General features: G+C 73.6%; 21 protein-coding genes. 9 read left to right on the top strand and 12 right to left on the bottom strand.

The features are described from left to right. Positions 1-199 precede the first annotated feature (199 nt). The 5 genes from pepN to AB0D66_RS11455 form a co-directional block, all read right to left on the bottom strand. The gene (pepN, locus tag AB0D66_RS11475; RefSeq protein ID WP_362300233.1) at positions 200-2,716 is read right to left on the bottom strand and encodes an aminopeptidase N; all 2,517 of its coding nucleotides are present in this window, start codon (positions 2,714-2,716) and stop codon (positions 200-202) included. Positions 2,717-2,868: 152 nt separating this feature from the next. Further along, a complete protein-coding gene (locus AB0D66_RS11470; RefSeq protein ID WP_362300230.1) occupies positions 2,869-3,213 on the bottom strand; it encodes a chorismate mutase in 345 nt (114 codons plus the stop codon). A 100-nt stretch (positions 3,214-3,313) separates the two neighbouring features. Further along, positions 3,314-4,474 (bottom strand): histidine kinase, encoded by a 1,161-nt coding sequence (locus AB0D66_RS11465; protein ID WP_362300227.1) that lies wholly within the window; start codon positions 4,472-4,474, stop codon positions 3,314-3,316. 693 nt (positions 4,475-5,167) lie between these two features. Then, complete coding sequence (locus AB0D66_RS11460; protein WP_362300224.1) at positions 5,168-5,818, bottom strand: response regulator transcription factor; 651 nt, start codon at positions 5,816-5,818, stop codon at positions 5,168-5,170. Positions 5,819-6,020: 202 nt separating this feature from the next. After that, positions 6,021-6,773 carry a serine protease gene (locus AB0D66_RS11455; protein ID WP_362300221.1) on the bottom strand — a complete coding sequence of 251 codons (753 nt, stop codon included), beginning with the start codon at positions 6,771-6,773 and terminating at the stop codon, positions 6,021-6,023. A 152-nt stretch (positions 6,774-6,925) separates the two neighbouring features. Here AB0D66_RS11455 and AB0D66_RS11450 point away from each other — a divergent pair, with 152 nt between their 5' ends. Further along, complete coding sequence (locus AB0D66_RS11450; RefSeq protein WP_362300218.1) at positions 6,926-7,816, top strand: hypothetical protein; 891 nt, start codon at positions 6,926-6,928, stop codon at positions 7,814-7,816. Between the two features lie 174 nt (positions 7,817-7,990). Continuing rightward, positions 7,991-8,674: an HAD family acid phosphatase gene (locus AB0D66_RS11445; protein WP_362300215.1), complete on the top strand. Its 684-nt coding sequence runs from the start codon at positions 7,991-7,993 to the stop codon at positions 8,672-8,674. Between the two features lie 48 nt (positions 8,675-8,722). On the opposite strand, the gene AB0D66_RS11440 is transcribed toward AB0D66_RS11445, so the two are convergent. Beyond that, positions 8,723-9,637, bottom strand: a complete 915-nt coding sequence (locus AB0D66_RS11440; protein WP_362300211.1) for an SDR family oxidoreductase — start codon at positions 9,635-9,637, stop codon at positions 8,723-8,725. A 1-nt stretch (position 9,638) separates the two neighbouring features. Next, positions 9,639-10,403, bottom strand: a complete 765-nt coding sequence (locus AB0D66_RS11435) for an SDR family oxidoreductase (RefSeq protein ID WP_362300208.1) — start codon at positions 10,401-10,403, stop codon at positions 9,639-9,641. Between the two features lie 56 nt (positions 10,404-10,459). On the opposite strand from AB0D66_RS11435, the gene AB0D66_RS11430 reads away from it, so the two are divergent. Genes AB0D66_RS11430 through AB0D66_RS11410 form a run of 5 tightly spaced genes read left to right on the top strand, consistent with a single transcriptional unit; the run spans position 10,460 to position 14,877 of the window. After that, positions 10,460-11,209, top strand: a complete 750-nt coding sequence (locus AB0D66_RS11430; protein ID WP_362300205.1) for an enoyl-CoA hydratase family protein — start codon at positions 10,460-10,462, stop codon at positions 11,207-11,209. Beyond that, entirely contained in the window at positions 11,206-12,060 is an 855-nt protein-coding gene (locus AB0D66_RS11425; protein WP_362300202.1) for a CoA-transferase, read from the top strand. Before AB0D66_RS11430 ends, AB0D66_RS11425 begins: the two co-directional genes overlap by 4 nt. Further along, positions 12,057-12,803, top strand: coding sequence for a CoA-transferase (locus tag AB0D66_RS11420; RefSeq protein ID WP_362300198.1), 747 nt, complete (start codon positions 12,057-12,059; stop codon positions 12,801-12,803). The genes AB0D66_RS11425 and AB0D66_RS11420 overlap by 4 nt, the downstream gene beginning before the upstream one ends. A gap of 34 nt (positions 12,804-12,837) precedes the next feature. Then, on the top strand, positions 12,838-13,911 hold the full coding sequence (locus AB0D66_RS11415; protein ID WP_362300195.1) for a nitronate monooxygenase: 1,074 nt from the start codon (positions 12,838-12,840) through the stop codon (positions 13,909-13,911). Between the two features lie 30 nt (positions 13,912-13,941). After that, positions 13,942-14,877 (top strand): tyrosine-protein phosphatase, encoded by a 936-nt coding sequence (locus tag AB0D66_RS11410; protein WP_362300192.1) that lies wholly within the window; start codon positions 13,942-13,944, stop codon positions 14,875-14,877. A gap of 62 nt (positions 14,878-14,939) precedes the next feature. Here AB0D66_RS11410 and AB0D66_RS11405 read toward each other — a convergent pair whose 3' ends face one another. From AB0D66_RS11405 to AB0D66_RS11385, 5 genes are all read right to left on the bottom strand, one after another. Next, positions 14,940-16,616, bottom strand: coding sequence for a DEAD/DEAH box helicase (locus tag AB0D66_RS11405; RefSeq protein WP_362300189.1), 1,677 nt, complete (start codon positions 16,614-16,616; stop codon positions 14,940-14,942). A gap of 101 nt (positions 16,617-16,717) precedes the next feature. Continuing rightward, positions 16,718-16,921, bottom strand: a complete 204-nt coding sequence (locus tag AB0D66_RS11400; RefSeq protein WP_030028954.1) for a cold-shock protein — start codon at positions 16,919-16,921, stop codon at positions 16,718-16,720. A 236-nt stretch (positions 16,922-17,157) separates the two neighbouring features. Beyond that, complete coding sequence (locus tag AB0D66_RS11395) at positions 17,158-18,315, bottom strand: acetyl-CoA C-acetyltransferase (RefSeq protein ID WP_362300185.1); 1,158 nt, start codon at positions 18,313-18,315, stop codon at positions 17,158-17,160. A gap of 17 nt (positions 18,316-18,332) precedes the next feature. Next, positions 18,333-18,920, bottom strand: a complete 588-nt coding sequence (locus AB0D66_RS11390; RefSeq protein ID WP_362300362.1) for a TetR/AcrR family transcriptional regulator — start codon at positions 18,918-18,920, stop codon at positions 18,333-18,335. Between the two features lie 113 nt (positions 18,921-19,033). Beyond that, positions 19,034-19,816 carry an SDR family oxidoreductase gene (locus tag AB0D66_RS11385; RefSeq protein ID WP_362300181.1) on the bottom strand — a complete coding sequence of 261 codons (783 nt, stop codon included), beginning with the start codon at positions 19,814-19,816 and terminating at the stop codon, positions 19,034-19,036. Positions 19,817-19,971: 155 nt separating this feature from the next. On the opposite strand from AB0D66_RS11385, the gene AB0D66_RS11380 reads away from it, so the two are divergent. Next, positions 19,972-21,117 carry an acyl-CoA dehydrogenase family protein gene (locus AB0D66_RS11380; protein ID WP_362300179.1) on the top strand — a complete coding sequence of 382 codons (1,146 nt, stop codon included), beginning with the start codon at positions 19,972-19,974 and terminating at the stop codon, positions 21,115-21,117. Then, positions 21,117-22,157, top strand: a complete 1,041-nt coding sequence (locus AB0D66_RS11375; RefSeq protein ID WP_362300176.1) for an acyl-CoA dehydrogenase family protein — start codon at positions 21,117-21,119, stop codon at positions 22,155-22,157. The genes AB0D66_RS11380 and AB0D66_RS11375 overlap by 1 nt, the downstream gene beginning before the upstream one ends. The last annotated feature ends 231 nt before the right edge of the window (positions 22,158-22,388 follow it).

Raw genomic sequence — 22,388 nt, 5'->3', positions numbered from 1 at the left:
GTGGGCACCCGGCCGGTACAACGATCCGACCCGAATGGGGTAACCGCCGGGGTTTGTCCGGGGTCGATTTCCGGCCGGTTGCCTCCCGGGGGCGGGGTGGGGCGGCGTGCCGCTGTGCGGTGCCGGTCCCCCGCCCCACCCCGTCCCGCCCCACCCCGTCCCGCCCCGCTCTTTCCCGTGCGGTGGGGGCGGGGTGCGGTCAGGTGCCGCGGACCCGCAGGGCGCGGGCGAGGTCGTCGAGTTGGTCGACGAGCTTGCGGCGCAGGAGGGGGAGGATGTCGGGGTCGGCGAGGCAGGCGTGGCCGGTGTCGAGGTGTTCTTGGTCCACGGCGTAGGCGGGGAAGGCCCAGCGGCCGGCGGCTTCGCCGATGGCGGGGCCGCGGCGGGCGGCGAGTGCGACGGCGTCGGGGTAGAAGCGGGGCACGTACTCCTTGACGAGGTCGGCTTGTTCGGGCTGCCAGAAGCCTTGGGCGGTGGCGCTGAAGAGGTAGTTGGAGAGGGTGTCGTCGTGGAAGAGGCGGTCCCAGGCGGCGGCCTTGGCCTGCGCGGTGGGCAGGGCGGCGCGGCAGCGGGCGGCGCCTTCCTGGCCGGTGGCGCTGGGGTCGGTGGCCAGGGCGGCGTCGATGTCGCGCTCGTCGACGGCGCCGAGGACGGCGAGGCGGGACAGGATGCGCCAGCGCAGTTCGGGGTCGAGTGACGGGCCGCCGGGGACGGAGTCCTCGTCGAGCCAGGAGGCGATGGTGTCGGGCTGGGCGGCGCTGTCGATGAGGGTGCGCACGGCGGTCAGGCGCAGGCCGGGGTCGGAGCCGCCCTCGGTGGTGCGCAGCAGGTCGCGGGCGATGGCGGTGAGGGTGGCCAGGGCTTCGGTGCGCTGTTGGGGGGCGGTGTAGCGGGTGGCGATCTGGGTGCGGGCGAAGGTGAGGACGCCTTGGACGAGGGCCAGGTCGCGTTCGGCGGGCAGGTGGGCCTCGGCGGTGGCCAGGTAGTCGGCGGGGGCGAGTTCGCCGTCGCGGACCATGTCCCGCAGGGAGTTCCACACGACGGTGCGGGTGAGGGCGTCGGGGATGTCGGAGAGGCCGCGCAGGGCGGTTTCCAGGGAGGTGTCGTCGAGGCGGACCTTGGCGTAGGTGAGGTCGCCGTCGTTGAGGACGAGGAGGGCGGGGCGGGGGCCGGCTGCGGAGAGGACCTCGTCGGAGGGGATGTCGAGGGGGAGGAGTTCGGTGCGTTGCAGGGTCCGCCCGTCGGCGGGGTCGCGGTGGTAGACGCCGGCGGCGATGCGGTGGGGGCGGCTGCCCTTGCGGTCGACGGTGAGGGTCCAGCCGGCGGGGCCTTCGGTGCTCTCCTCGATCTGCGGGGTGAGGGTGTCGGTGCCGGTGGTGCGCAGCCAGTCCCGGGCCCAGGCGTGGACGTCGCGTTCGGTGTGGGCGGCGAGGGAGTCGACGAAGTCGGCGAGGGAGGCGTTGGCGAACTTGTGGCGGGCGAAGTGGGTGTTGATGCCGGCGAGGAAGTCCTTCTCGCCGAGCCAGGCGACGAGCTGGCGCAGGGCGGAGGCGCCCTTGGCGTAGGAGATGCCGTCGAAGTTGAGGAGGGCGGAGGCGGTGTCGGGGACGTCGTCGGGGTCGGGGGCGACGGGGTGGGTGGAGGGGCGCTGGTCGGCGTCGTAGCCCCAGGCCTTGCGGGAGACGCCGAACTCGGTCCAGGTGTCGGTGAAGCGGGTGGCTTCGGTGAGGGTCTGGTAGCCCATGTACTCGGCGAAGGACTCGTTGAGCCAGATGTCGTCGAACCAGGCGAGGGTGACGAGGTCGCCGAACCACATGTGGGCCATCTCGTGGGCGATGACCATGGCGCGGGTCTGGCGTTCGGTGTCGGTGACGGCGGAGCGGTAGATGAACTCGTCGCGGAAGGTGACGAGCCCGGGGTTCTCCATGGCTCCGGCGTTGAACTCGGGTACGAAGGCCTGGTCGTAGGAGTCGAAGGGGTAGGGCTCGGTGAACTTCTCCTGGTACCGGTCGAAGCAGTCCTTGGTGAGGGAGAGGATCTCCTCGGCGTCGGTGTCCAGGTGGGGGGCGAGGGACTGGCGGCAGTGGATGCCGAAGGGCAGTCCGGCGTGTTCGGTGGTCACGCTGTGCCAGGGGCCTGCGGCGACGGCGGCGAGGTAGGTGGAGATGAGGGGGGTGGGGGCGGATGCCCAGACGCCGGCGCCGTCCGCTTCTCGGGTTCCGGTGCGGGTGGTGATGCCGTTGGCGAGGACGGTCCAGTGTGCGGGGGCGGTGACGGCGAACTCGAAGACGGCCTTGAGGTCGGGCTGGTCGAAGGCCGGGAAGACGCGCTGGACGTCGTCCATGAACATCTGGCTGTAGACGTACGCCTCCCCGTCGGCGGGGTCGGTGAAGCGGTGCAGGCCCTCGCCGGTGCGGGAGTAGCGCATGCGGGTGTCCAGGCGCAGCTCGTGGGGTCCTTCGGCGAGGCCGGTGAGGGGGAGCCGGTTGTCGTCGAGGGCGGCCGGGTCGAGGGGGTGGCCGTCGAGCGTGGCGGAGCGCAGTTCGTCCGGTTTCAGCTCCAGGAAGGTGTCTCCGGCGGTGCGGGCGGTGAACCGGATGACGGTGGTGGAGTCGAAGGTGTCGCCGCCGGTGGTGAGGTCGAGGGTGACGGCGTAGTGGTGGACGTCGAGGAGCTGGGCTCGGAGCTGCGCTTCGTTGCGCGTGAGTGCGGACATGGGGCCATGCTGCCGCACGGTCCGGCCGGGGCCCCAGCGTGTTTCGCCGGTGCCGTGGCCGGGAGGTCTGCCGGGCGTCTCGGCGCGGTGGGGCCTCCCGGTCGCGGCACCGGGGGTGCTGGGTGCTGGGGGGGGGCTGGGGGGCTGGGCTGCTAGGCCTGCTCTTCGCCGGCCGCGATGGTCTCGTGGTGGCGGATGACCTCGGCGATGATGAAGTTGAGGAGCTTCTCGGCGAAGGCGGGGTCGAGTTTGGCGTTCTCGGCGAGCTGGCGCAGCCGGGCGATCTGGCTGGCCTCGCGGCCCGGGTCGGCCGGGGGGAGCTGGTGCCTGGCCTTGAGGTGGCCGACCTGCTGGGTGCACTTGAACCGCTCGGCGAGCATGTGGACCACGGCGGCGTCGATGTTGTCGATGCTGTCGCGCAGGCGGGCGAGTTCGGCGGCGACGCTGTCGTCGATCCCGTTGTCGAACCTGTTGTCGATGTCGTCGCTGTTGTTCATGGTTCCCGAGAATACGTGGCGGTGGCGGGTGGTTTCCCGGGCAGCCGATCAGTGAGACGGGAACCGGTCGTGTGCTGGTCGGGGACCTGTCGGGATCCGGTCACAGGGGCAGGATCGCGGTGACGAGCCAGCCCCCTTCGGGGGTGGGGCCGGCGGTGAGGGAGCCGCCGAGGGCTTCGGCGCGTTCGGCCATTCCGGCGAGGCCGTAGCCGCCGCCCCGGGCGTTCTCGGAGAGCGGGGCGGGATGGCCGCCGTCGTCGGCGACGCGGACTTCCAGGCCGGTGGGGACGGTGCGCAGGCCGATGCGGACGGCGGTGGCGGTGGCGGCGTGTTTGCCGATGTTGGTGAGGGCTTCCAGGACGATGCGGTGGGCGGTGGCGGCGACGTGGCCGGGGAGCCGGGCCGCGAGGCCCTCCTCGATGTAGAGGACCACGGGCGGGCCGGTGCGGGCGAAGCGCTCGGTGAGGTCGCGTAGGTCGTCGAGGCCCGCGACGGGGCTGGTGGCGGCGCCGGGGGCGGCTGGGCCGTCGTCGTTCTCGCGGAGGATCCTCACGAGGCGGCGCATGGAGCCGAGGGCTTCGTCCCCGGCGGTTTCGATGCGGCCGAAGATCTCGGCGGCGCGTTCGGCGGAGACCTTGGTGAAGCGGGCGGCGCGGGCCTCGACGACGATCCCGGTGACGTGGTGGGCGACGAGGTCGTGGAGTTCGCGGGCGAGTTCCAGGCGTTCGGCGGTGCGGACGGCGCGCAGGTCGCGGACGCGTTGGACGGACTGGAGGCGCAGGAGCAGGGAGTAGGCGGTGACGACGACGGTGAGGACGGAGAAGAGGAGGGTGAAGCGGCCGGGATCGGTGTCGCGTACGGGTACGGCCATGCAGCCGAGGCCGAGGAGGGGGCCGAGGACGGCGGCGGTGCGGGCGGGGGCGCGGAGCAGGATCTGGGAGAGCAGGACGAGCAGGGCGATGGCTTCGCCGCCGCCCCAGACGACGAGGGGGTGGTGGCCGAGGATGAGGAGGAGGGTGACGGTCCAGGTGACGGCGGCGGCGAACCAGGCGCGGGCGAGGAGGGGGATGCCGGGCCAGGGCGCGGCGCTGAGGCAGACGAGGATGCCGGATGCCCAGACGGCGCCGTGGGGGAGGCTGGGCTGGCGGGCGAGGACGACGCCCTCGAAGGTGACGAGGGCGAGGAGGACGAGGGAGAGGCCGAGGCGGATGGCGGCGGCGGGGCGGGGGTGCCGGCGGGCCCATCCCGCGAGCGGGCTCACCGGGAGGCCCCTGCTCCGGCCGGGCCGGGCCCTGGGCGGGCGGCTTGGCCGGGCCCTGGGCGGGCGGCTTGGCCGAAGCCCGGCCCTGGGCGGGCGGCTTTGCACAGCGCCGGGTCGGCTGCGCCGAAGCCCGTTGCCTTGGGGGCGGCTGCGCACAGCGCCGGGGCGGCTGCGCCGAAGCCCGTTGCCTTGGGGGCGGCTGCGCCGAAGCCCGAGCCCCTGGGGGCGGCGTTGAACGGGGCCGGGCCGGCTGCGCCGGGGCTCCCTGGGGCTCCGCCCCAGACCCCGCGCCTCAAACGCCGGCGAGGCTGGATTTGCCCGGCCCGGACCACACGGCAAGCCTGAAGTTGCCCGCCCTGGGGTGCACGGAGGAGCCGGATGCTCTCGCTCGATGGCGCGCGGCGGAGCCGGATGCTCCCGCCCTGGGGCGGCACACGGCGGAGCCGGACGCTCCAGCCCTGGGGCGGCACACGGCGGAGCCGGATGCTCCAGCCCTGGGGCGGCACACGGCGGAGCCGGACGCTCCAGCCCTGGGGCGGCACACGGCGGAGCCGGACGCTCCAGCCCTGGGGCGGCACACGGCGGAGCCGGATGCTCCCGCCCTGGGGCGGCACACGGTGGGGCCGGATGCTCCCGCCCTGGGGCGCGCGGCGGAGTCGGGGGGCGGGGGCGGGTTTGGTGGTGGGTGCGGCCTCATGCCGCATGGGCCAGGCCGCTTTCCCAGGCCCAGGCGGCGATTTCTACGCGGTTGCGGGCGTCGAGTTTGGCCTGGACGTTGGCGAGGTGGGTCTTGACCGTGGACAGGGAGACGAAGAGCTCGGCGGCGATCTCCGCATTGGTGAGGCCGCGCGCGAGGCAGCGTACGACGTCGCGTTCCCGTTCCGTCAGCGGTTCCGCGGGCCGGCGGGCCTGGGAGGCCGGGGTCCGCGGGGCCATTTCGCGCAGCAGCCGGACGGTGATGGCGGGCGAGACGAGGGAGTCCCCGACGGCCGCGGCGCGTACCGCTTCAACCAGCATGGCCGGGCTGGCGTCTTTCAGGAGGAAGCCGGATGCTCCGCCGTGGAGCGCCGCGTGGACGTACTCGTCGAGGTCGAAGGTGGTGACGATGACGATGCGCGGGCCGTCCTGGCCGGAGAGCCGGCGGGTGACCTCGAGGCCGTCGAGCTTCGGCATGCGGATGTCGAGGAGCAGGACGTCGGGCCGGTGCTCGGCGACGGCCGCGAGGGCGGCTTCGCCGTCGACGACGTCGGCGAGGACCTCGATGTCCGGCTGGCTCTCGAGGATCATCCGGAATCCGGTCCTGACCATCTCTTGGTCGTCCGCGATGACCACTCTGATCGCCATGCGCTGCCTGCCCCACTGTCGCCCGCTGCCGCCTGCGCTTCGTTCCCATGGGACCGGTGCGCGCCGGGGCCCGCAACCGCACAGGGGACCATCGGGCGGTACTCCTGGCGACGATACGTGCGTACGGAGCACGCGGCCTCGCCCTTCCGGCCGGTTCGTGCCCGGCCGGAAGGACGAGGACCAGGGGGTGGGGCGGATGCTGCTACATGCTCGCCGCTGCGCTCTTGATCGCGGCGGCGAAGGTGGAGACCTCGGTGTAGACGCCGGGGTAGTCGGGCCGTGCACAGCCCTGGCCCCAGCTGACTATGCCGACCTGGATCCAGGCGTTCGCGTTGTCCCGGCGGAACATGGGGCCGCCGGAGTCACCCTGGCAGGTGTCGACGCCGCCCTGGGCGTATCCGGCGCAGATCTCCTCGCTCGGGACGAGGGAGCTGCCGTACGAGGCCTGGCAGCTGGCGTCGGAGACGAAGGGGACGGTGGCCTTCATCAGGTAGCGCTGCTGGCCTCCGCCCTCGCGGGTGGCGCCCCAGCCGGCGACGGTGAAGGTGCCGTTGTCGTACTGCTTGGTCTCGGCGATCTTGAGGGTGGGCAGGTTGATGGGCTTGGCGAGCTTGATGAGGGCCCAGTCCTTGCCCGTGCCGTTGTAGCCGGGGGCCCTCAGCACCTTGGTGGACTTGACCTTGATGGCGCTGGAGCTGTTGAGGTCGACGACTCCGGCGGTGGCGGTGATGGAGGCGTTGTTGCCGGAGCTGCCGACGCAGTGGGCGGCGGTGAGGACGATCTGCTGGGTGTAGAGGGCGCCGCCGCAGCCCATGGAGAGGCGGACCATGAAGGGGAACTCGCCCTGGGCGGCGCGGGTGCCGCCGACGACGGGGGCCGGGCCGGCGCTGGCGGTGGAGGGCTGGAGGCTGACGGCCGCGAGGGCGACGGCTCCGACGGCGAGGGTGCGCTTCATGAACCGCACGAGGGTAGACACAGTCAACACACTGCCTTTCGTGGGGGGTTGGGCCGTGCGCGTCATCGGGTGAATGACACGTCCATGACACATCCGATGTATGGCGGACATCAAGAACGTGTTTTCGGACAACTTCTCGCCCAGGGGGCGGCATGACGGAGAACAGCAGGCACAGCAGCCCGGTCGAGCACGGATTTCCGCACCTGGAGACGGTCCGCACCTCGATCACCGCGCTGTTCCGCCGGCTGTCCCCCGACGGGATCCGGGCCTACGACACGAGCTTCGCCCCGGCGGACGCGGCCTTCGGCCGGGACGAGGACCTGCACCTGGGAGCCCACCGGGTGGCCTCCGCGATGGTGCGCGCCCTGCGGCTGCCCGACGCGCGCATGGTGGTCGCGTTCCGGCCGATGCGGGACGCGGCGACGGTGGAACTGACCGCGGGCCCGGAGTACTTCGTCGAGGTAAACGACCGCTTCCGGGTGCACCGCCGCGACCTGGCGGCCGCGCTGGCCCACGAGGTGACGCACGTCCTGCTGCACCGCCTGGACCTGCGCCTGCCCACCACGGCGCAGAACGAGATCCTCACCGACACCGCCGCCGCCTTCCTCGGCGCCGGCTGGCTGCTCCTCGACGCCTACCGCGAGGACGCGCTCACCCACCAGAAGCTCGGCTACCTCACCCCGGAGGAGTTCGGCTACGTGCTGGCGCGCCGCGCCGCCCTGTTCGGCGAGGACCCCTCCACGTGGTTCAGCAGCCCGCAGGCGTACGAAGCCTACGTGCGCGGCCGCGAGCTGGCCGGGCGGGAGCGGCGCCGGCCCCCGCTCGCCGAGGCCCCCGCGCGGGCGCGGCGCCGCTACGCGAAGGCCCTGCGCACCGGGACTCCCCCGCCGGACGGGGCGGCGTACCGCTTCGAGCCCGGCGGGTCGGGGCCGCTGGTGAACTTCCCCTGCCCGGTGTGCGGACAGCGGCTGCGGCTGCCGGTGCGCGGGCCGCTGCGGGCGCGGTGCGGGCTGTGCCGCACGGTGCTGGAGTGCGTCACCTGAGCTTCCTGTGGCCGGAGTTCACCCCTGCATGGTCGTGTTCAGGGCGATCCGCCGTGATCCATCACGATTCACCGCCCGGCCACAAAAAGTTTCCTACCGGCCAGTAGACATGGGGGCGGATCTGGCCAACTCTGGTCGCGTCCATGTCACATGCGACCCCAGGAGCGCCCCCACATGCTCATCACCCGCCGCATCCGCCGCACCCGTACGACCCGCGCCGCCGCCGGCGCCGCCGTCGCGGCCGCCGTCCTGACCCTGCTGCCCGCCACCGCCGCCGAGGCCGCGCCGACCCCGGCCCCGGCCGCCGCCACCGCCTCGGCCCAGGCCTCCGCGCCGGGCGGCAACGCGGTCCTCCTCGGCATCGACTACGCCACCTGGCAGCGGGACGTGGCCACCGCCGTCGACGCGGCCCGCCCGGCCATCGAGCGGCGGATCGCCGCCTCGCCCGCCGGTGAGAGGCCCGCGATCGTGCTCGACATCGACAACAGCTCGCTGGAGACGGACTTCCACTGGTTCTGGACGTTCCCGACCCCCGCGATCTCCAAGGTCCGCGAGCTGACCCGGTACGCCGACGAGCGCGGCGTGGCGATCTTCTTCGTCACCGCCCGCCCCGGGATCATCTACTCCCTCACCGAGCGGAACCTCAGGTCCGTCGGCTACCCGGTCACGGGCCTGTACGTCCGCGACCTGCCCGACCTGTTCGACGAGGTGAGCGCGTACAAGACCGGCAAGCGCGCCGAGATCGAGGGCCGCGGCTACACGATCATCGCGAACATCGGGAACAACCAGAGCGACCTGGTCGGCGGCCACGCCGAACTCACCGTCAAGCTGCCGGACTACGGCGGCAAGCTGTCCTGACCCCGCGTACCCGTCCGGCCCGCCGGGGCCGGACGGGTGCGTGCCCCGCTAGCCGCCGGCGCCGTACACCCGCAGCGGCGCCTGCGCCGCCGCGAGGAGCTTCAGCGCGGCCTCGCCCGCCTCGGCCGGGGTCCAGCGGGCCCCCCGATCGGCGGTGGGCCCGGGCCGCCAGCCCTCCATCACCGTGATCCGGCCGCCCTCCGTCTCGAAGACCCGGCCCGAGACCCCGGCCGAGGCCTCCGAGCCGAGCCACACCACCAGCGGGGAGACGTTCTCCGGGGCCATCGCGTCGAACTCCCCGGCGGCCGGCGCGGCCATGCTCTGCGCGAAGGCCTGTTCCGTCATCCGGGTCCGCGCCGCCGGGGCGATCGCGTTGACCTGGACCCCGTACCGGCCCATCTCCTCGGCCGCGACCAGCGTGAGCCCCAGGATCCCGGCCTTGGCCGCGCTGTAGTTGCCCTGCCCCACCGAGCCCAGAAGGCCGGCCCCGGAGGAGGTGTTGACCACCCGGGCGGCCACCGGGCGGCCTGCCTTCGCCTCCGCCCGCCACCACGCGGCCGCCGCCCGCAGCGGCAGGAAGTGCCCCTTCAGGTGCACCCGCACGACGGCGTCCCAGTCGTCCTCCTCCAGGTTCACCAGCATCCGGTCCCGCAGGAACCCGGCGTTGTTGACCAGCGTGTCCAGCCGGCCGAACGCCGAGACCGCGCACTCCACCAGCGAGGACGCGCCCTCGCCCGTCGCGATGTCCCCGCCGTGCGCCACCGCCTCCCCGCCCCGCGCCCGGATCTCGGCGACGACCAGCCCGGCCGGGGACTGCGGCCCCGGCACCCCGTCCAGGCCCGTCCCCAGGTCGTTGACCACGACCCTGGCCCCCTGCTCGGCGAACGCCAGCGCGTGGGCCCGCCCCAGCCCCCGCCCCGCGCCCGTCACGATCACGACACGCCCCTCGGCGATCCGGGTCATCTCAGCCCTCCTTGTTGACGGTTGCCGCATCCAGAAACGCGGGGCGCTCCCCGCCCCCGTGCACGAGCAGGCTCGCCCCGCTCACGTACCCCGCCCGGCCGGAGGCCAGGAACACCGCCGCCTCCCCCACGTCCGAGGGCTCCGCCAGCCGCCCCAGCGGTACGGTCGCGCCGACCGCCGCGATCCCGGCCTCGTCGCCGTAGTGCAGGTGCGCCAGCTCGGTCCGCACCATGCCCAGGACCAGCGAGTTGACCCGTACCTCGGGGGCCCACTCCACGGCCATGGAGCGGGCCAGGTTCTCCAGCCCGGCCTTGGCCGCCCCGTACGCCGCCGTCCCGGGCGAGGGGCGGGTGCCGCTGACGCTGCCGATCATGACCACCGAGCCGCGCGCCGCCCGCAGCCACGGGTAGGCGGCGAGGGAGGCGGTCATCGGCGCCAGCAGGTTCAGCTCGACCACCCTTGCGTGCCGCTGGGCCTCGCCCTCCCCCAGCAGCCGGTACGGGGTGCCGCCGGCGTTGTTGACCAGGCAGTCGAGGCGTCCGTACCGGTCCGCGACCGCCTCGAAGAACTCCTGCACGGCCGCCGGATCGCGCAGGTCGACGGCGGTGAAGGACGCCTCGCGGCCGTCCGCGGACACCGGCTCCTGCGGCGGCCGCCGGGCGCAGACGACGACCTCGGCGCCGGCGCCGAGGAACGACCGGGCGATGCCGGCACCGACGCCCCGGGTTCCGCCGGTGACGACGACGACCCTCCCGTGGAGCTCCATGGGCTGCTACCTTCCTCACCTAACAAATGTTTGGTGGAAAGGTAGCTGATCCTCTCATGGGTGTCTCCACCTCCGGCCCGGGCAAGGGCATCGCACTCGTCACAGTCGACTTCCCACCCGTCAACGCCCTTCCCGTGCGGGGCTGGTACGACCTCGCCGACGCCCTGCGCACCGCCGGCCGCGACCCCGAGGTCCGCTGTGTCGTCCTGGCCGCGGAGGGCCGGGGCTTCAACGCGGGCGTCGACATCAAGGAGATGCAGCGCGACACCGGCCACACCGCGCTCATCGGCGCCAACCGGGGCTGCTACGAGGCCTTCGCCGCCGTGTACGAGTGCGAGGTGCCGGTGGTCGCGGCCGTGCACGGGTTCTGCCTGGGCGGCGGCATCGGCCTGGCCGGCAACGCCGACGCGATCGTGGCCAGCGACGACGCCACCTTCGGGCTGCCCGAGCTGGACCGCGGCGCCCTCGGCGCCGCCACCCACCTGGCGCGCCTGGTGCCCCAGCACCTGATGCGCGCGCTGTACTACACCTCGCGCACCGCGACCGCCGCCGAACTGCACGCGCACGGCTCGGTCTGGAAGGTGGTCCCCCGCGAGGAGCTGCGGGCCGCCGCCCTGGAGCTGGCCGCCGAGATCGCGCGCAAGGACGGCTCGCTGATCCGGCTGGCCAAGGCGGCCATCAACGGCATCGACCCGGTGGACGTGCGCCGCAGCTACCGCTTCGAGCAGGGATTCACCTTCGAGGCGAACCTCAGCGGGGTCGCCGACCGGGTCCGCGACACCTTCGGGAAGGAGCCGAGTTCATGACCGACAAGAGCATGACCCCCGAAGAGGTGGTGGGGCAGCTGCGCAGCGGGATGACCCTGGGCATCGGCGGCTGGGGCTCGCGGCGCAAGCCCATGGCCCTGGTGAGAGCGCTGCTCCGGTCCGAGATCACCGATCTCACGGTGATCTCGTACGGCGGCCCCGACGTGGGCCTGCTGGCCGCGGCGGGCCGCATCCGCAAGCTCGTCGCCCCCTTCGCCACGCTCGACTCGATCCCGCTGGAGCCGCATTTCCGGGCCGCCCGGGAGCGGGCCGCCTTCACCCTCACCGAGCTGGACGAGGCCATGTTCATGTGGGGCCTGCACGCCGCCGCCAACCGCCTGCCCTTCCTGCCCGTGCGGGCCGGCCTCGGCTCCGACGTGATGCGGGTCAACCCGGAGCTGCGGACCGTCACCTCCCCGTACGACGACGGCGAGGAGCTCGTCGCCGTCCCCGCCCTGCGGATGGACGCCGCCCTGGTCCACCTCAGCCGCGCCGACCGCCTCGGCAACGCCCAGTACCTGGGCCCGGACCCCTACTTCGACGACCTGTTCTGCGAGGCCGCCGACGCCGCGTACGTCGCCTGCGAGCAGCTCGTGGAGACCGCCGAGCTCACCAAGGCCGGCCCCCCGCAGTCGCTGCTGGTCAGCCGGCACTCCGTCACCGGGGTCGTCGAGACGCCGGGCGGCGCGCACTTCACCTCCTGCGTTCCCGACTACGACCGCGACGAGGCCTTCCAGAAGCTCTACGCGACCACCCCCTGGCCCGAGTTCGCCGAGCGCTTCCTCTCGGGGGCGAGCGAGCACGACTACCAGTCCGCCGTCCGGACCTGGCACGAGGAGCAGCAGAAGTGACCGCTCGTACCCCTCTTCTCCCGGCCACCCGCGCCGAGTACTGCGTGATCGCGTGCGCCGAGGCGTGGCGCGACAACGGCGAGGTCCTCGCCAGCCCGATGGGCCTGGTCCCCTCCTTCGGCGCCCGGCTGGCGAAGCGGACCTTCTCGCCCGACCTGCTGCTGACCGACGGCGAGGCCATGCTCGTCGGGCTGGACGGCACGGCCGAGGGCTGGCTCCCGTACCGCCGCCACCTGACGATGGTCACCGGCGGCAGGCGGCACGTGATGATGGGCGCCAGCCAGATCGACCGTTTCGGCAACCAGAACATCTCCTGCATCGGCGACTGGGAGCGCCCTGCCCGCCAGCTGCTCGGGGTGCGCGGGGCTCCGGTGAACACCCTGAACAATCCGGTGAGCTACTGGGTTCCCCGGCATTCGACCCGGGTGTTCGTCGAGCGCGTCGACATGGTCAGCGGCGTCGGCTACGACCGGGCCGAGGCGGCCGGGGTGACCCGCTTCCACCGGCTCCCCCGGGTGGTGAGCGATCTCGGCGTCTTCGACTTCACCGGCCCGGGCCACTCCATGCGCCTGGTCTCGGTCCACCCCGGGGTGACCGTCGAGCAGGTCCGGGCGGCCACCGGCTTCGACCTGGCCGTCGCCGACGAGGTCCCGTACACGCGGGAGCCGGCCGGCGAGGAGCTGCGGCTGATCCGCGAGGTCATCGACCCCAAGGGGCTGCGCGACCGCGAAGTGCGGGTCTGATCCGGTGGAGACGGCGCGGAAGGAGACGCCTCGGATGGAGACGGCGCTGACGAAGCTGGTCGGGGTGGCGCACCCGATCGTGCAGACGGGCATGGGCTGGGTGGCCGGCCCCCGGCTGGTGTCGGGCGCGGCCAACGCGGGGGCCCTGGGGATCCTGGCCTCGGCGACGATGACGGTGGAGCAGCTGCGGTCGGCGGTCCGGGAGGTCAGGTCCCGGGTGCCGGAGGGGACCCCCTTCGGGGTCAACCTGCGGGCGGACGCCGGGGACGCGGCCGAACGCGCGCAGCTGATCATCGACGAGGGCGTGCGGGTGGCGTCCTTCGCCCTCGCCCCGTCCAGGGAGCTGATCGCGCGGCTCAAGGACGCGGGGGTGGTCGTCATCCCCTCGATCGGGGCCCGGCGGCACGCCGAGAAGGTGGCCGCGTGGGGCGCGGACGCGGTGATCGTGCAGGGCGGCGAGGGCGGCGGGCACACCGGGGACGTGGCCACGACCGTGCTGCTGCCGCAGGTCGTGGACGCCGTGGACATCCCGGTGGTCGCGGCGGGCGGCTTCGGCGACGGCCGCGGTCTGGTCGCGGCGCTCGCGTTCGGGGCGGCCGGCGTCGCCATGGGCACCCGCTTCCTGCTGACCTCGGACTCCACCGTCCCGGACGCGGTCAAGGCCGAGTACCTGAGGGCCGCGGTCAAGGACGTCACCGTCACCACGGCCGTCGACGGCCTGCCGCACCGGATGCTGCGCACCGAGCTGGTCGACTCCCTGGAACGGGCGGGCCGGGCGCGGGCGCTGGCGCGGGCGGTCCGGCACGCGGCGGGCTTCCGGAAGCTGTCGGGGCTGAGCTGGCCGCAGATGGTGCGCGACGGTCTGGCGATGAAGCACGGCAAGGACCTGTCGTGGAGCCAGGTGCTGCTCGCCGCGAACACCCCCATGCTCCTCAAGGCGTCCATGGTCGAGGGCCGTACGGACCTCGGCGTCATGGCATCGGGCCAGGTCGCGGGCGTGATCGAGGATCTCCCGTCCTGTGCGGAGCTCGTCTCCCGCGTCATGGCCGAGGCACAACAGGCACTCGAAGCACTGCACTCGCTGCGCACCCTGCCACCACCAGGGTGATCCCCCTTCTCCGTCACGGGAGTTGACTCCATGAGCCGTGCCCGCATCCGCCTGGCGACCGCGGCGGCCGCCGCCGCCCTCGCCCTCGGGACCCTGCCCGCCGCCTCCGCCACCGCCGCCCCCGCCACGGCCCCTGCCGCCGACGCGGGCCTCCGCCACCCGTGGGGGGCGGAAACGATCCGCCAGATCCCTCTGCAAGGCGCCGTCAACGTTCGCGACCTCGGCGGCTACCGCACCTACACAGGCGGCCAGGTCCGCCAGGGGCTGGTCTACCGCTCCGACGCGCTGAGCAAGCTGACCGCCGCCGACATCACCGCCGTCTCCGGTCTGGGCCTCAAGAAGGTCGTCGACTTCCGCATCCCGATGGAGCTCCAGTACGACGGCGCCGACAAACTGCCGCCCGGGCTCTCCCCCACCTCGCGCCCGGTCAGCGACCTCGGCCTGTACGGGACCCTCGTCGGCGCGATCTCCAGCGGCGACCCCGTCAAGCAGGAGCAGATGCTCGGCGGCGGGCGCGCCGAGGCCTACATGCGCGACATCTACCGCACCTTCGTGACCAGCCCCGAGAACCGGGCGCAGTTCGCGGCGACCCTGCGGGAGATCGCGGACGGCGGGCAGGGCCCGCTCCTGTACCACTGCACCTCGGGCAAGGACCGCACCGGCTGGGTGAGTTACGTGCTGCTGCGCGCGCTGGCCGTCCCCGAGGCCTCCGCCGAGCGCGACTACCTGGCGTCGAACACCTTCCGCGCCGCGTACGACGCCCAGCTGCGGGCGGGCCTCAAGCAGTCCGGGCGGATGCAGAACCCGGACCTGCTGATCCCGCTGCAGGAGGTCCGCCAGGACTACCTGGACTCCGCGACGGCGCAGCTGGAGGCCGACTACGGCAGCGTCTACGGCTACCTGACGGACGGCCTCGGCCTGGACCTGCGCACGCTGGCGCGGCTCCAGAAGAAGATGGTCCGCTAGCGGGCGCGACGACGCCGGGCCGTGCGCGAAGCACGGCCCGGCGTCGAGGTGCGCGAGTACGGTCAGACCGCGCGGCGGCGGCCCTGTCCGCCGGAGCCGACCCGGCTGCGCGCGGAAGCGGCGGCCGCGCCACCGGAGGCGCCGCCCCCGGTACGCCGGCCCTGGCCTGCGGAGCCGCCGGCCCCGCCGCCGCTGCCCTGGCCGCGGCGGCCCTGGCCCGAGGCGGAGGCCGCCGGGGCCTGCCCGGAGCCGCCGCCACCGGAGCGGCGGCCGCGGCCGCCGGCCGCCGGAGCGCCGCTCGTGGCGGCACCGGTACGGGGACCGCCCGAGCGGCGGCGCGAGCCGGAGCCCGAACCGGACCCGCTGCGCGGCTTGGCCGCGGCCTGCTGCGGCACCTCGAGGACCACGGGGATGCCCGAGGGCTCCTTGGCGCCGGTCAGCCGGGCCAGCTCCTCGTCGGAGGACTTGATCTGCGCGGTGCGCGGGGAGATCCCGGCGTCCGACATGAGGCGGGTCATGTCCCGGCGCTGGTCGGGCAGCACCAGGGTGACCACGCTGCCGGACTCACCGGCGCGGGCGGTGCGGCCGCCGCGGTGCAGGTAGTCCTTGTGGTCGGTCGGCGGGTCCACGTTGACGACGAGGTCGAGGTCGTCGATGTGGATGCCGCGCGCCGCGACGTTGGTGGCGACCAGTGCGGTGACCTCGCCGGTCTTGAACCAGTCGAGGGTCCGGTTGCGCTGCGGCTGCGAGCGCCCGCCGTGCAGGCCGGAGGCGCGCACGCCGTCCGCGAGGAGCTTCTTGACCATGCGGTCGACCCCGCGCTTGGTGTCGACGAACATGATCACCCGGCCGTCGCGAGCGGCTATACGCGTCGCCACGGCCTTCTTGTCGGTCTCGTCCAGGACGTACAGGACGTGGTGCTCCATGGTGGTGACCGCGCCGGCCGACGGGTCGACGGAGTGGCCGACCGGGTCGTGCAGGAACATCTTGACGAGCTTGTCGATGTTCTTGTCGAGGGTCGCCGAGAAGAGCATGGTCTGGCCGTCGGGCCGCACCTGCTTGAGGAGGGCGGTGACCTGCGGCATGAAGCCCATGTCGGTCATCTGGTCGGCCTCGTCCAGGACGGTGATCGCGACCTGCGAGAGGTCGGCGTCGCCGCGGTCGATGAGGTCCTTCAGACGGCCGGGGGTGGCGACGAGCACCTCGGCGCCGCGGCGCAGGGCGCCCGACTGCCGGTTGATCGACATGCCGCCGACGACGGTCGCGATGCGCAGGTTGACGGCGGTGGCGTAGGGCGCCAGGGCGTCGGTGACCTGCTGCGCGAGCTCACGGGTGGGCACGAGGACCAGGGCGAGCGGCTGCTTGGGCTGCGCGCGGTGGCCGGCGGTGCGGGCCAGCAGCGCCAGTCCGAAGGCCAGCGTCTTGCCGGAGCCGGTGCGGCCGCGGCCGAGCAGGTCGCGGCCGGCGAGGGAGTTCGGGAGCGTGGCGGCCTGGATGGGGAAGGGTTCGGTGACGCCCTGGGCGGCGAGGGTCTTCAGCAGCGCCTCGGGCATGTCCATGTCCTCGAACGCGGCGACCGGCGGCAGCGCCGCGACCGTCGGCTCGGGCATGGTGAATTCCTGGGGCCGGGGGGCGGGGGCGGACTTCTGCCGTCCCGCGCCAGCCTTCGGACGTCCCTGGGCCGCACCTCGACCCCGGGTGGGGCGGCGGCTGGGTCGTGCGGAGCTGGAGCTGGTCATGCGAGAAAGCCCTCCTGAAACCGGCAGGTACAACAAAGGTCGAGACAGCAGACAAGCCGGGGCCCGCACCTCGCGGTGCGGGCCCCGGCATGCTGGAAAACTTAGGCGGGGATGATGTTCTCCGCCTGGGGGCCCTTCTGGCCCTGGGTGACGTCGAAGGACACGCGCTGGCCCTCGGTGAGCTCACGGAAGCCCTGGGTGGCGATGTTCGAGTAGTGGGCGAACACGTCCGGACCGCCACCGTCCTGCTCGATGAAGCCGAAGCCCTTTTCCGAGTTGAACCACTTCACGGTGCCAAGTGCCATTTTTGAATCTCCTGAATAGGCGGCAAGGGCCCCATCCGGAGACTCCGGCAAAAACAATAAAAACGCCTGAGGAACATTCCCGTCAGGCGCACATAAAGTTCATGGGTACCACAACTGCAACGAGCTCTAAGCTAGCACACCTCCGCGCGTCCGTGTCGGCCGCCGAATGTGACCTGCGTCCTGAATGTCCGCGAGGCCCGTCCCGTCCCCCCGGTCCGGGCCCGGCTCCAGCGGTTCTACAGCCGTTCGATGATCGTCACGTTGGCCTGGCCGCCGCCCTCGCACATGGTCTGGAGGCCGTACCGGCCCCCGGTGCGCTCCAGTTCGTGCAGCAGCGTCGTCATCAGCTTCACGCCGGTCGCGCCCAGCGGGTGGCCCAGGGCGATCGCGCCGCCGTTCGCGTTGACCTTCTCCGGGTCGGCCCCGGTCTCCTTCAGCCAGGCCAGGACCACCGGCGCGAAGGCCTCGTTGATCTCCACCAGGTCGATGTCGGCCAGCGCCATGCCGGCCTTCTTCAGCGCGTACGCCGTCGCCGGGATCGGCGCCGACAGCATGCGGATGGGGTCCTCGCCCCGGACCGAGAGGTGGTGGACGCGGGCCCGCGGCCGCAGGCCGTGTTCCCGTACCGCCCGCTCGGAGGCGATCAGCAGGGCCGCCGCACCGTCCGACACCTGGGAGGAGACGGCCGCGGTGATCGTGCCGCCCTCCACCACGGGCTTCAGGCCCGCCATCTTCTCCAGGCTGGTGTCCCGGCGGGGGCCCTCGTCGGCCGCCACGTCCCCGAACGCCACCGTCTCCCGGGCGAAGCGGCCCTCGTCGATCGCGCGGACCGCCCGCTGGTGGGACCGCAGCGCGAACTCCTCCATGTCCCGGCGCGAGATCCCCCACTTCTCGGCGATCAGCTGGGCGCCGTGGAACTGGTTCACCGGGGCGTCGCCGTACCGGGCGCGCCAGCCGGCCGATCCCGCGTACGGGCCCTCGGTGAGGCCGAGCGGTTCGGCGGCCTGCCGGGAGGCGAAGGCGATGGGGATCATCGACATGTTCTGGGTGCCGCCCGCGACCACCAGGTCCTGGGTGCCGGAGAGCACGCCCTGCGCCGCGAAGTGCACCGCCTGCTGCGAGGAGCCGCACTGGCGGTCGACGGTGACCCCCGGCACCTCCTGCGGCAGCCCGGCCGCGAGCCATGCCGTGCGGGCGATGTCCCCTGCCTGCGGCCCCACCGTGTCGAGGCAGCCGAACACCACGTCCTCCACGGCGGCCGGGTCCACCCCGGACCGCTCGACGAGCGCCTTCAGCACGTGCGCGCCCAGGTCGGCGGGATGGACCCCGGACAGGCCGCCGCCGCGCCTCCCCACCGGGGTGCGGACGGCTTCGACTATGTAGGCCTCGGGCATGGCGACTCCTTGACGGTTCAGGGGCGTACGGCGATCCCGTCCAGCACCATCGACAGGTACTGCCGGGCGATCTCCTCGGGGCTGTGCTGGCCGCCCGGCCGGTACCAGGAGGCCGCCACCCACACCGTGTCGCGCACGAAGCGGTAGGTGAGGCGGATGTCGAGGTCGGCGCGGAAGACCCGGGCGGCGACCCCCCGCTCCAGTGTCCCGAGCCAGGCCTTCTCGAACTTCTGCTGCGAGTCGGACAGGTAGTGGAAGCGGGGCTGCGCGCTGAGGGTGCGGGACTCCTTCTGGTAGATCGCGACGGCGGCGCGGTGCCGGTCGATCTCCCGGAAGGACTCGGTGACCAGGGCCTCGATGGTCTCCCTGGGGCCGAGGCCGGCGGCCAGGACGGTGTCGTAGCCCTCCCAGAGCTCGGTGAGGAAGGCGGAGAGGATCTCGTCGAGCATCGATTCCTTGGAATCGAAGTGGTAGTAGAGGCTGCCGGCGAGCATCCCCGCGGCGTCGGCGATCTTGCGGACGGTGGTGGCGTTGTAGCCCTGGGCGGCGAACACCTCGGCCGCGGTGTCGAGGAGCTCGCGGCGCCGCTCGGGCGAGGGCGTCACCTGCGGCTTCTTCTTCGGGGCCGGGTCGGCCGCCGGCTGGTTCGTCGACTTGTTCGTAGGCACGCGCCCATTGTGGTGCCAGACGCCGCGGCGGCCTGATCCACGGCTCACCCCTAGGCGCGCTGGCTGCTGACCGACACGGTCTCGCCCGTCATGTACGACGAGTAGCCGCTGGCCAGGAAGACGATGACGTTGGCGACCTCCCAGGGCTCGGCGTACCGGCCGAAGGCTTCGCGGGCGGTCAGCTCGGCGAGCAGCTCCTCGCTGGTCACCTTCACCAGGTGCGGGTGCATGGCCAGGCTCGGCGCGACGGCGTTGACCCGTACGCCGAAGGCGGCGGCCTCCAGCGCCGCGCAGCGGGTCAGGGCCATCACGCCGGCCTTGGCGGCGGCGTAGTGGGCCTGGCCGGTCTGGGCGCGCCAGCCGACGACGGAGGCGTTGTTGACGACGACCCCGCCCCGGCCGGCCGCCTTGAGGGAGCGCAGCGCGGCGCGGGTGCAGCGGAAGGTGCCGTTCAGGGTGACGTCGAGGACGCGGGACCACTGGTCGTCGGTCATGTCGACGAGGTCGGCGGTGCCGCCGAGGCCGGCGTTGTTGACGACGACGTCGAGGCGGCCGTGGGTCTGCTCGGCGTGCGCGAACAGGGCCCGCACCTGCCCCTCGTCGGTGACGTCGCAGGGCAGCGAGGTGACGCGGTCGGCCCCGAACTCGGCGGCGAGCGCCTCCTCGGTCTCCCGCAGGCGGCGGGCGTGGGCGTCGCCGATGACGATCCGGGCGCCCTCCTCCAGGAAGCGGCGGGCGGTGGCGCCGCCGATCCCGGCCCCGGCCGCGGCGGTGATGACCGCGGTGCGGTCCTTCAGCAGGTGGTGGCCGGGGGTGTACGGGGGCTCGTTCATGCGAACTCCTCGACGCTGCTCATGGCCGCACGTTAACCTATCAAACACTTGTTAGGGAAGCGTGCAAGGCGCTCCCCCACGGCGTTGCGCGGAGCCGCTGCGCGGAGCCGTTGCGCGGAGCGTTGCGCGAAGGCGTTCAAGGAGGCGGGCACCTGATGGACCTCACCCAGACGGCGGAGGTCGCGGCCTTTCGGGCCGAGGCCCGGGCCTGGCTGGCCGAGCACGTCCCCGCTTCCCCGCTCCCCTCGCTGGAGACCGAGCGGGGCTTCGCGGCCCACCGGGAGTGGGAGGGGCTGCTGCACGCGGACCGCTGGTCGGCGGTGTCCTGGCCCGAGGAGCACGGCGGCCGGGGCGCGGACCTCGTCAGGTGGCTGGTGTTCGAGGAGGAGTACTGGGCGGCGGGCGCGCCCGGCCGCGTCTCGCAGAACGGCATCAGCCTGCTCGCCCCCACCCTCTTCGACCACGCGAGCGAGGAGCAGCGGGCGCGGGTGCTGCCGCCGATGGCGAGCGGCGAGGTGATCTGGGCGCAGGCCTGGTCGGAGCCGGAGTCGGGCTCCGATCTGGCCTCGCTCACCTCCCGGGCGGTGCGCACGCCGGGCGGCTGGCTGCTGTCCGGGCAGAAGACCTGGTCCTCGCGGGCGGCCTTCGCGGACCGCGCCTTCGGCATCTTCCGCACCGACCCGGACGCGCCGAAGCCGCACCAGGGTCTGACGTACCTGATGTTCGACCTGCGGGCGCCGGGGGTGACGGTGCGGCCCATCGGCCGCCTGGACGGCAAGCCCGCCTTCGCGGAGCTCTTCCTGGACGAGGTCTTCGTACCGGACGAGGACGTGATCGGCGAGCCGGGGCAGGGCTGGCGGATCGCGATGTCGACGACGGGCAACGAGCGGGGGCTCACGCTGCGCTCCCCCGGCCGGTTCCTGGCGGCGGCCGACCGCCTGGTCGCGCTGTGGGGGGCGGCCGGCGACCGCTCCGACACCGCGCTGCGGGACCGGGTGGCGGACGCGGTGGTCGGGGCGCGCGCCTACGAGCTGTTCACCTGGGCCGGCGCCTCCCGGTTCGCGGCGGGCGGGTCGATCGGCGCCGAGTCCAGCCTGAACAAGGTGTTCTGGTCGCAGTACGACATCGCCCTGCACGAGACGGCGCTGGACCTGCTGGGCGCGGACGCGGAGCTCGCGGACGGCGCGTGGGCCGAGCCGTGGGTCTTCTCGCTGGCGGGGCCGATCTACGCGGGGACCAACGAGATCCAGCGCGACATCATCGCCGAGCGGCTGCTCGGCCTTCCGAAGGGCCGCCGCTGATGCGCTTCCTGCCGACCGACGAGCAGTCGGACTTCGCGCGCACGCTGCGCGCGCTGCTGGCCGCGGCGGACGTGCCGGCCGTCGTACGGGCCTGGGCGGGCGGCGAGCACGGGCCCGGGCGGGCGCTGTGGTCCCGCCTCGCCGGTACGGGCCTGTTCGCGCTGGTCGCGCCGGAGGACTGCGACGGCGTGGGCCTGCTGCCGCTCGAGCTGGCGCTCGGCTTCGTGGAGCTGGGCCGGGCCGGGGTGCCGGGGCCGCTGGTGGAGACGGCGGCCGCGTCGGTGCTGTTGTCCGAGCTGGGCGACCGGGGGCCGGCGAAGCGCTTCGTCCCGGAGCTGGTCGCGGGCGGGGCCTCGGCCACGCTGACGCTGCCGGGCGGGAGTCCGTACGCCCTGGACGCGGACGCGGCGACGTACTGCTTCACGGTGTCGGCGGCGGGCGAGCTCCGCCTGGCCGGGGGCGGGGCGGGAGGCGGGGACGAGGCGGGCGGGGCGGGCTCGGCAGCCAGGGCGGGCGGGGCAGGCGGGGCTGTGCTGGCCTCGCTCGATCCGGCCCGCAGGCTCTCGGTCCCGGCCGGCGGGGAGCTCCTCGCCGCGGGGCCGGCCGTGACGGCGGCGGCGGAGACGGCCGCCCGGTGGGCGCGGCTGCTGACGGCGGCCCAGTGCCTGGGCGTCGGCGAGGCACTGCTGGCCGCCACGGTGGAGTACGCGAAGCAGCGCACGCAGTTCGGGGCCCCGATCGGGTCCTTCCAGGCGGTCAAGCACCGGCTGGCGGACACCCTGCTGGGGCTGGAGTTCGCCCGGCCCCTGCTCTGGGCGGCGGCGCTGTCGACGGAGGCGGGGGACGTGGCCGCGGCGAAGCTCACCGCGGGCGAGGCGGCGTACGCGGCGGCGCGCACGGCCCTCCAGCTGCACGGGGCCGTCGGCTACACGGAGGAGCTGGACCTGTCGCTGTGGCTGCGCAAGGCCCGTCCGCTGCGGGACGCGTGGGGCACGCCCTCGGCCTGCCGGGCGGCGGTCCTCCGGGCGCGGGAGCGGTAGTCCGCCGGGCGCGAGAGCGGTCCGCGAGGCACGGGGACGGTGGTCCGCCGGGCGCGAGAGCGGTCCGCGAGGCACGGGGACAGTGCTCCGCCGGGCGCGGGAGCGGTCCGCGAGGCGCGGGGACAGTGCTCCGCCGGGCGCGGGAGCGGTCCGCGAGGCACGGGGACAGTGCTCCGCCGGGCGCGGGAGCGGTCCGCGAGGCACGGGGACAGTGCTCCGCCGGGCGCAGGA

The sequence above is a fragment of the Streptomyces sp. NPDC048270 genome (genome assembly GCF_040652335.1).
Classification (GTDB): domain Bacteria; phylum Actinomycetota; class Actinomycetes; order Streptomycetales; family Streptomycetaceae; genus Streptomyces.
The sequence above is the reverse complement of the archived record's forward strand: the minus strand, read 5'-3'. Positions and strand labels throughout refer to the sequence as shown.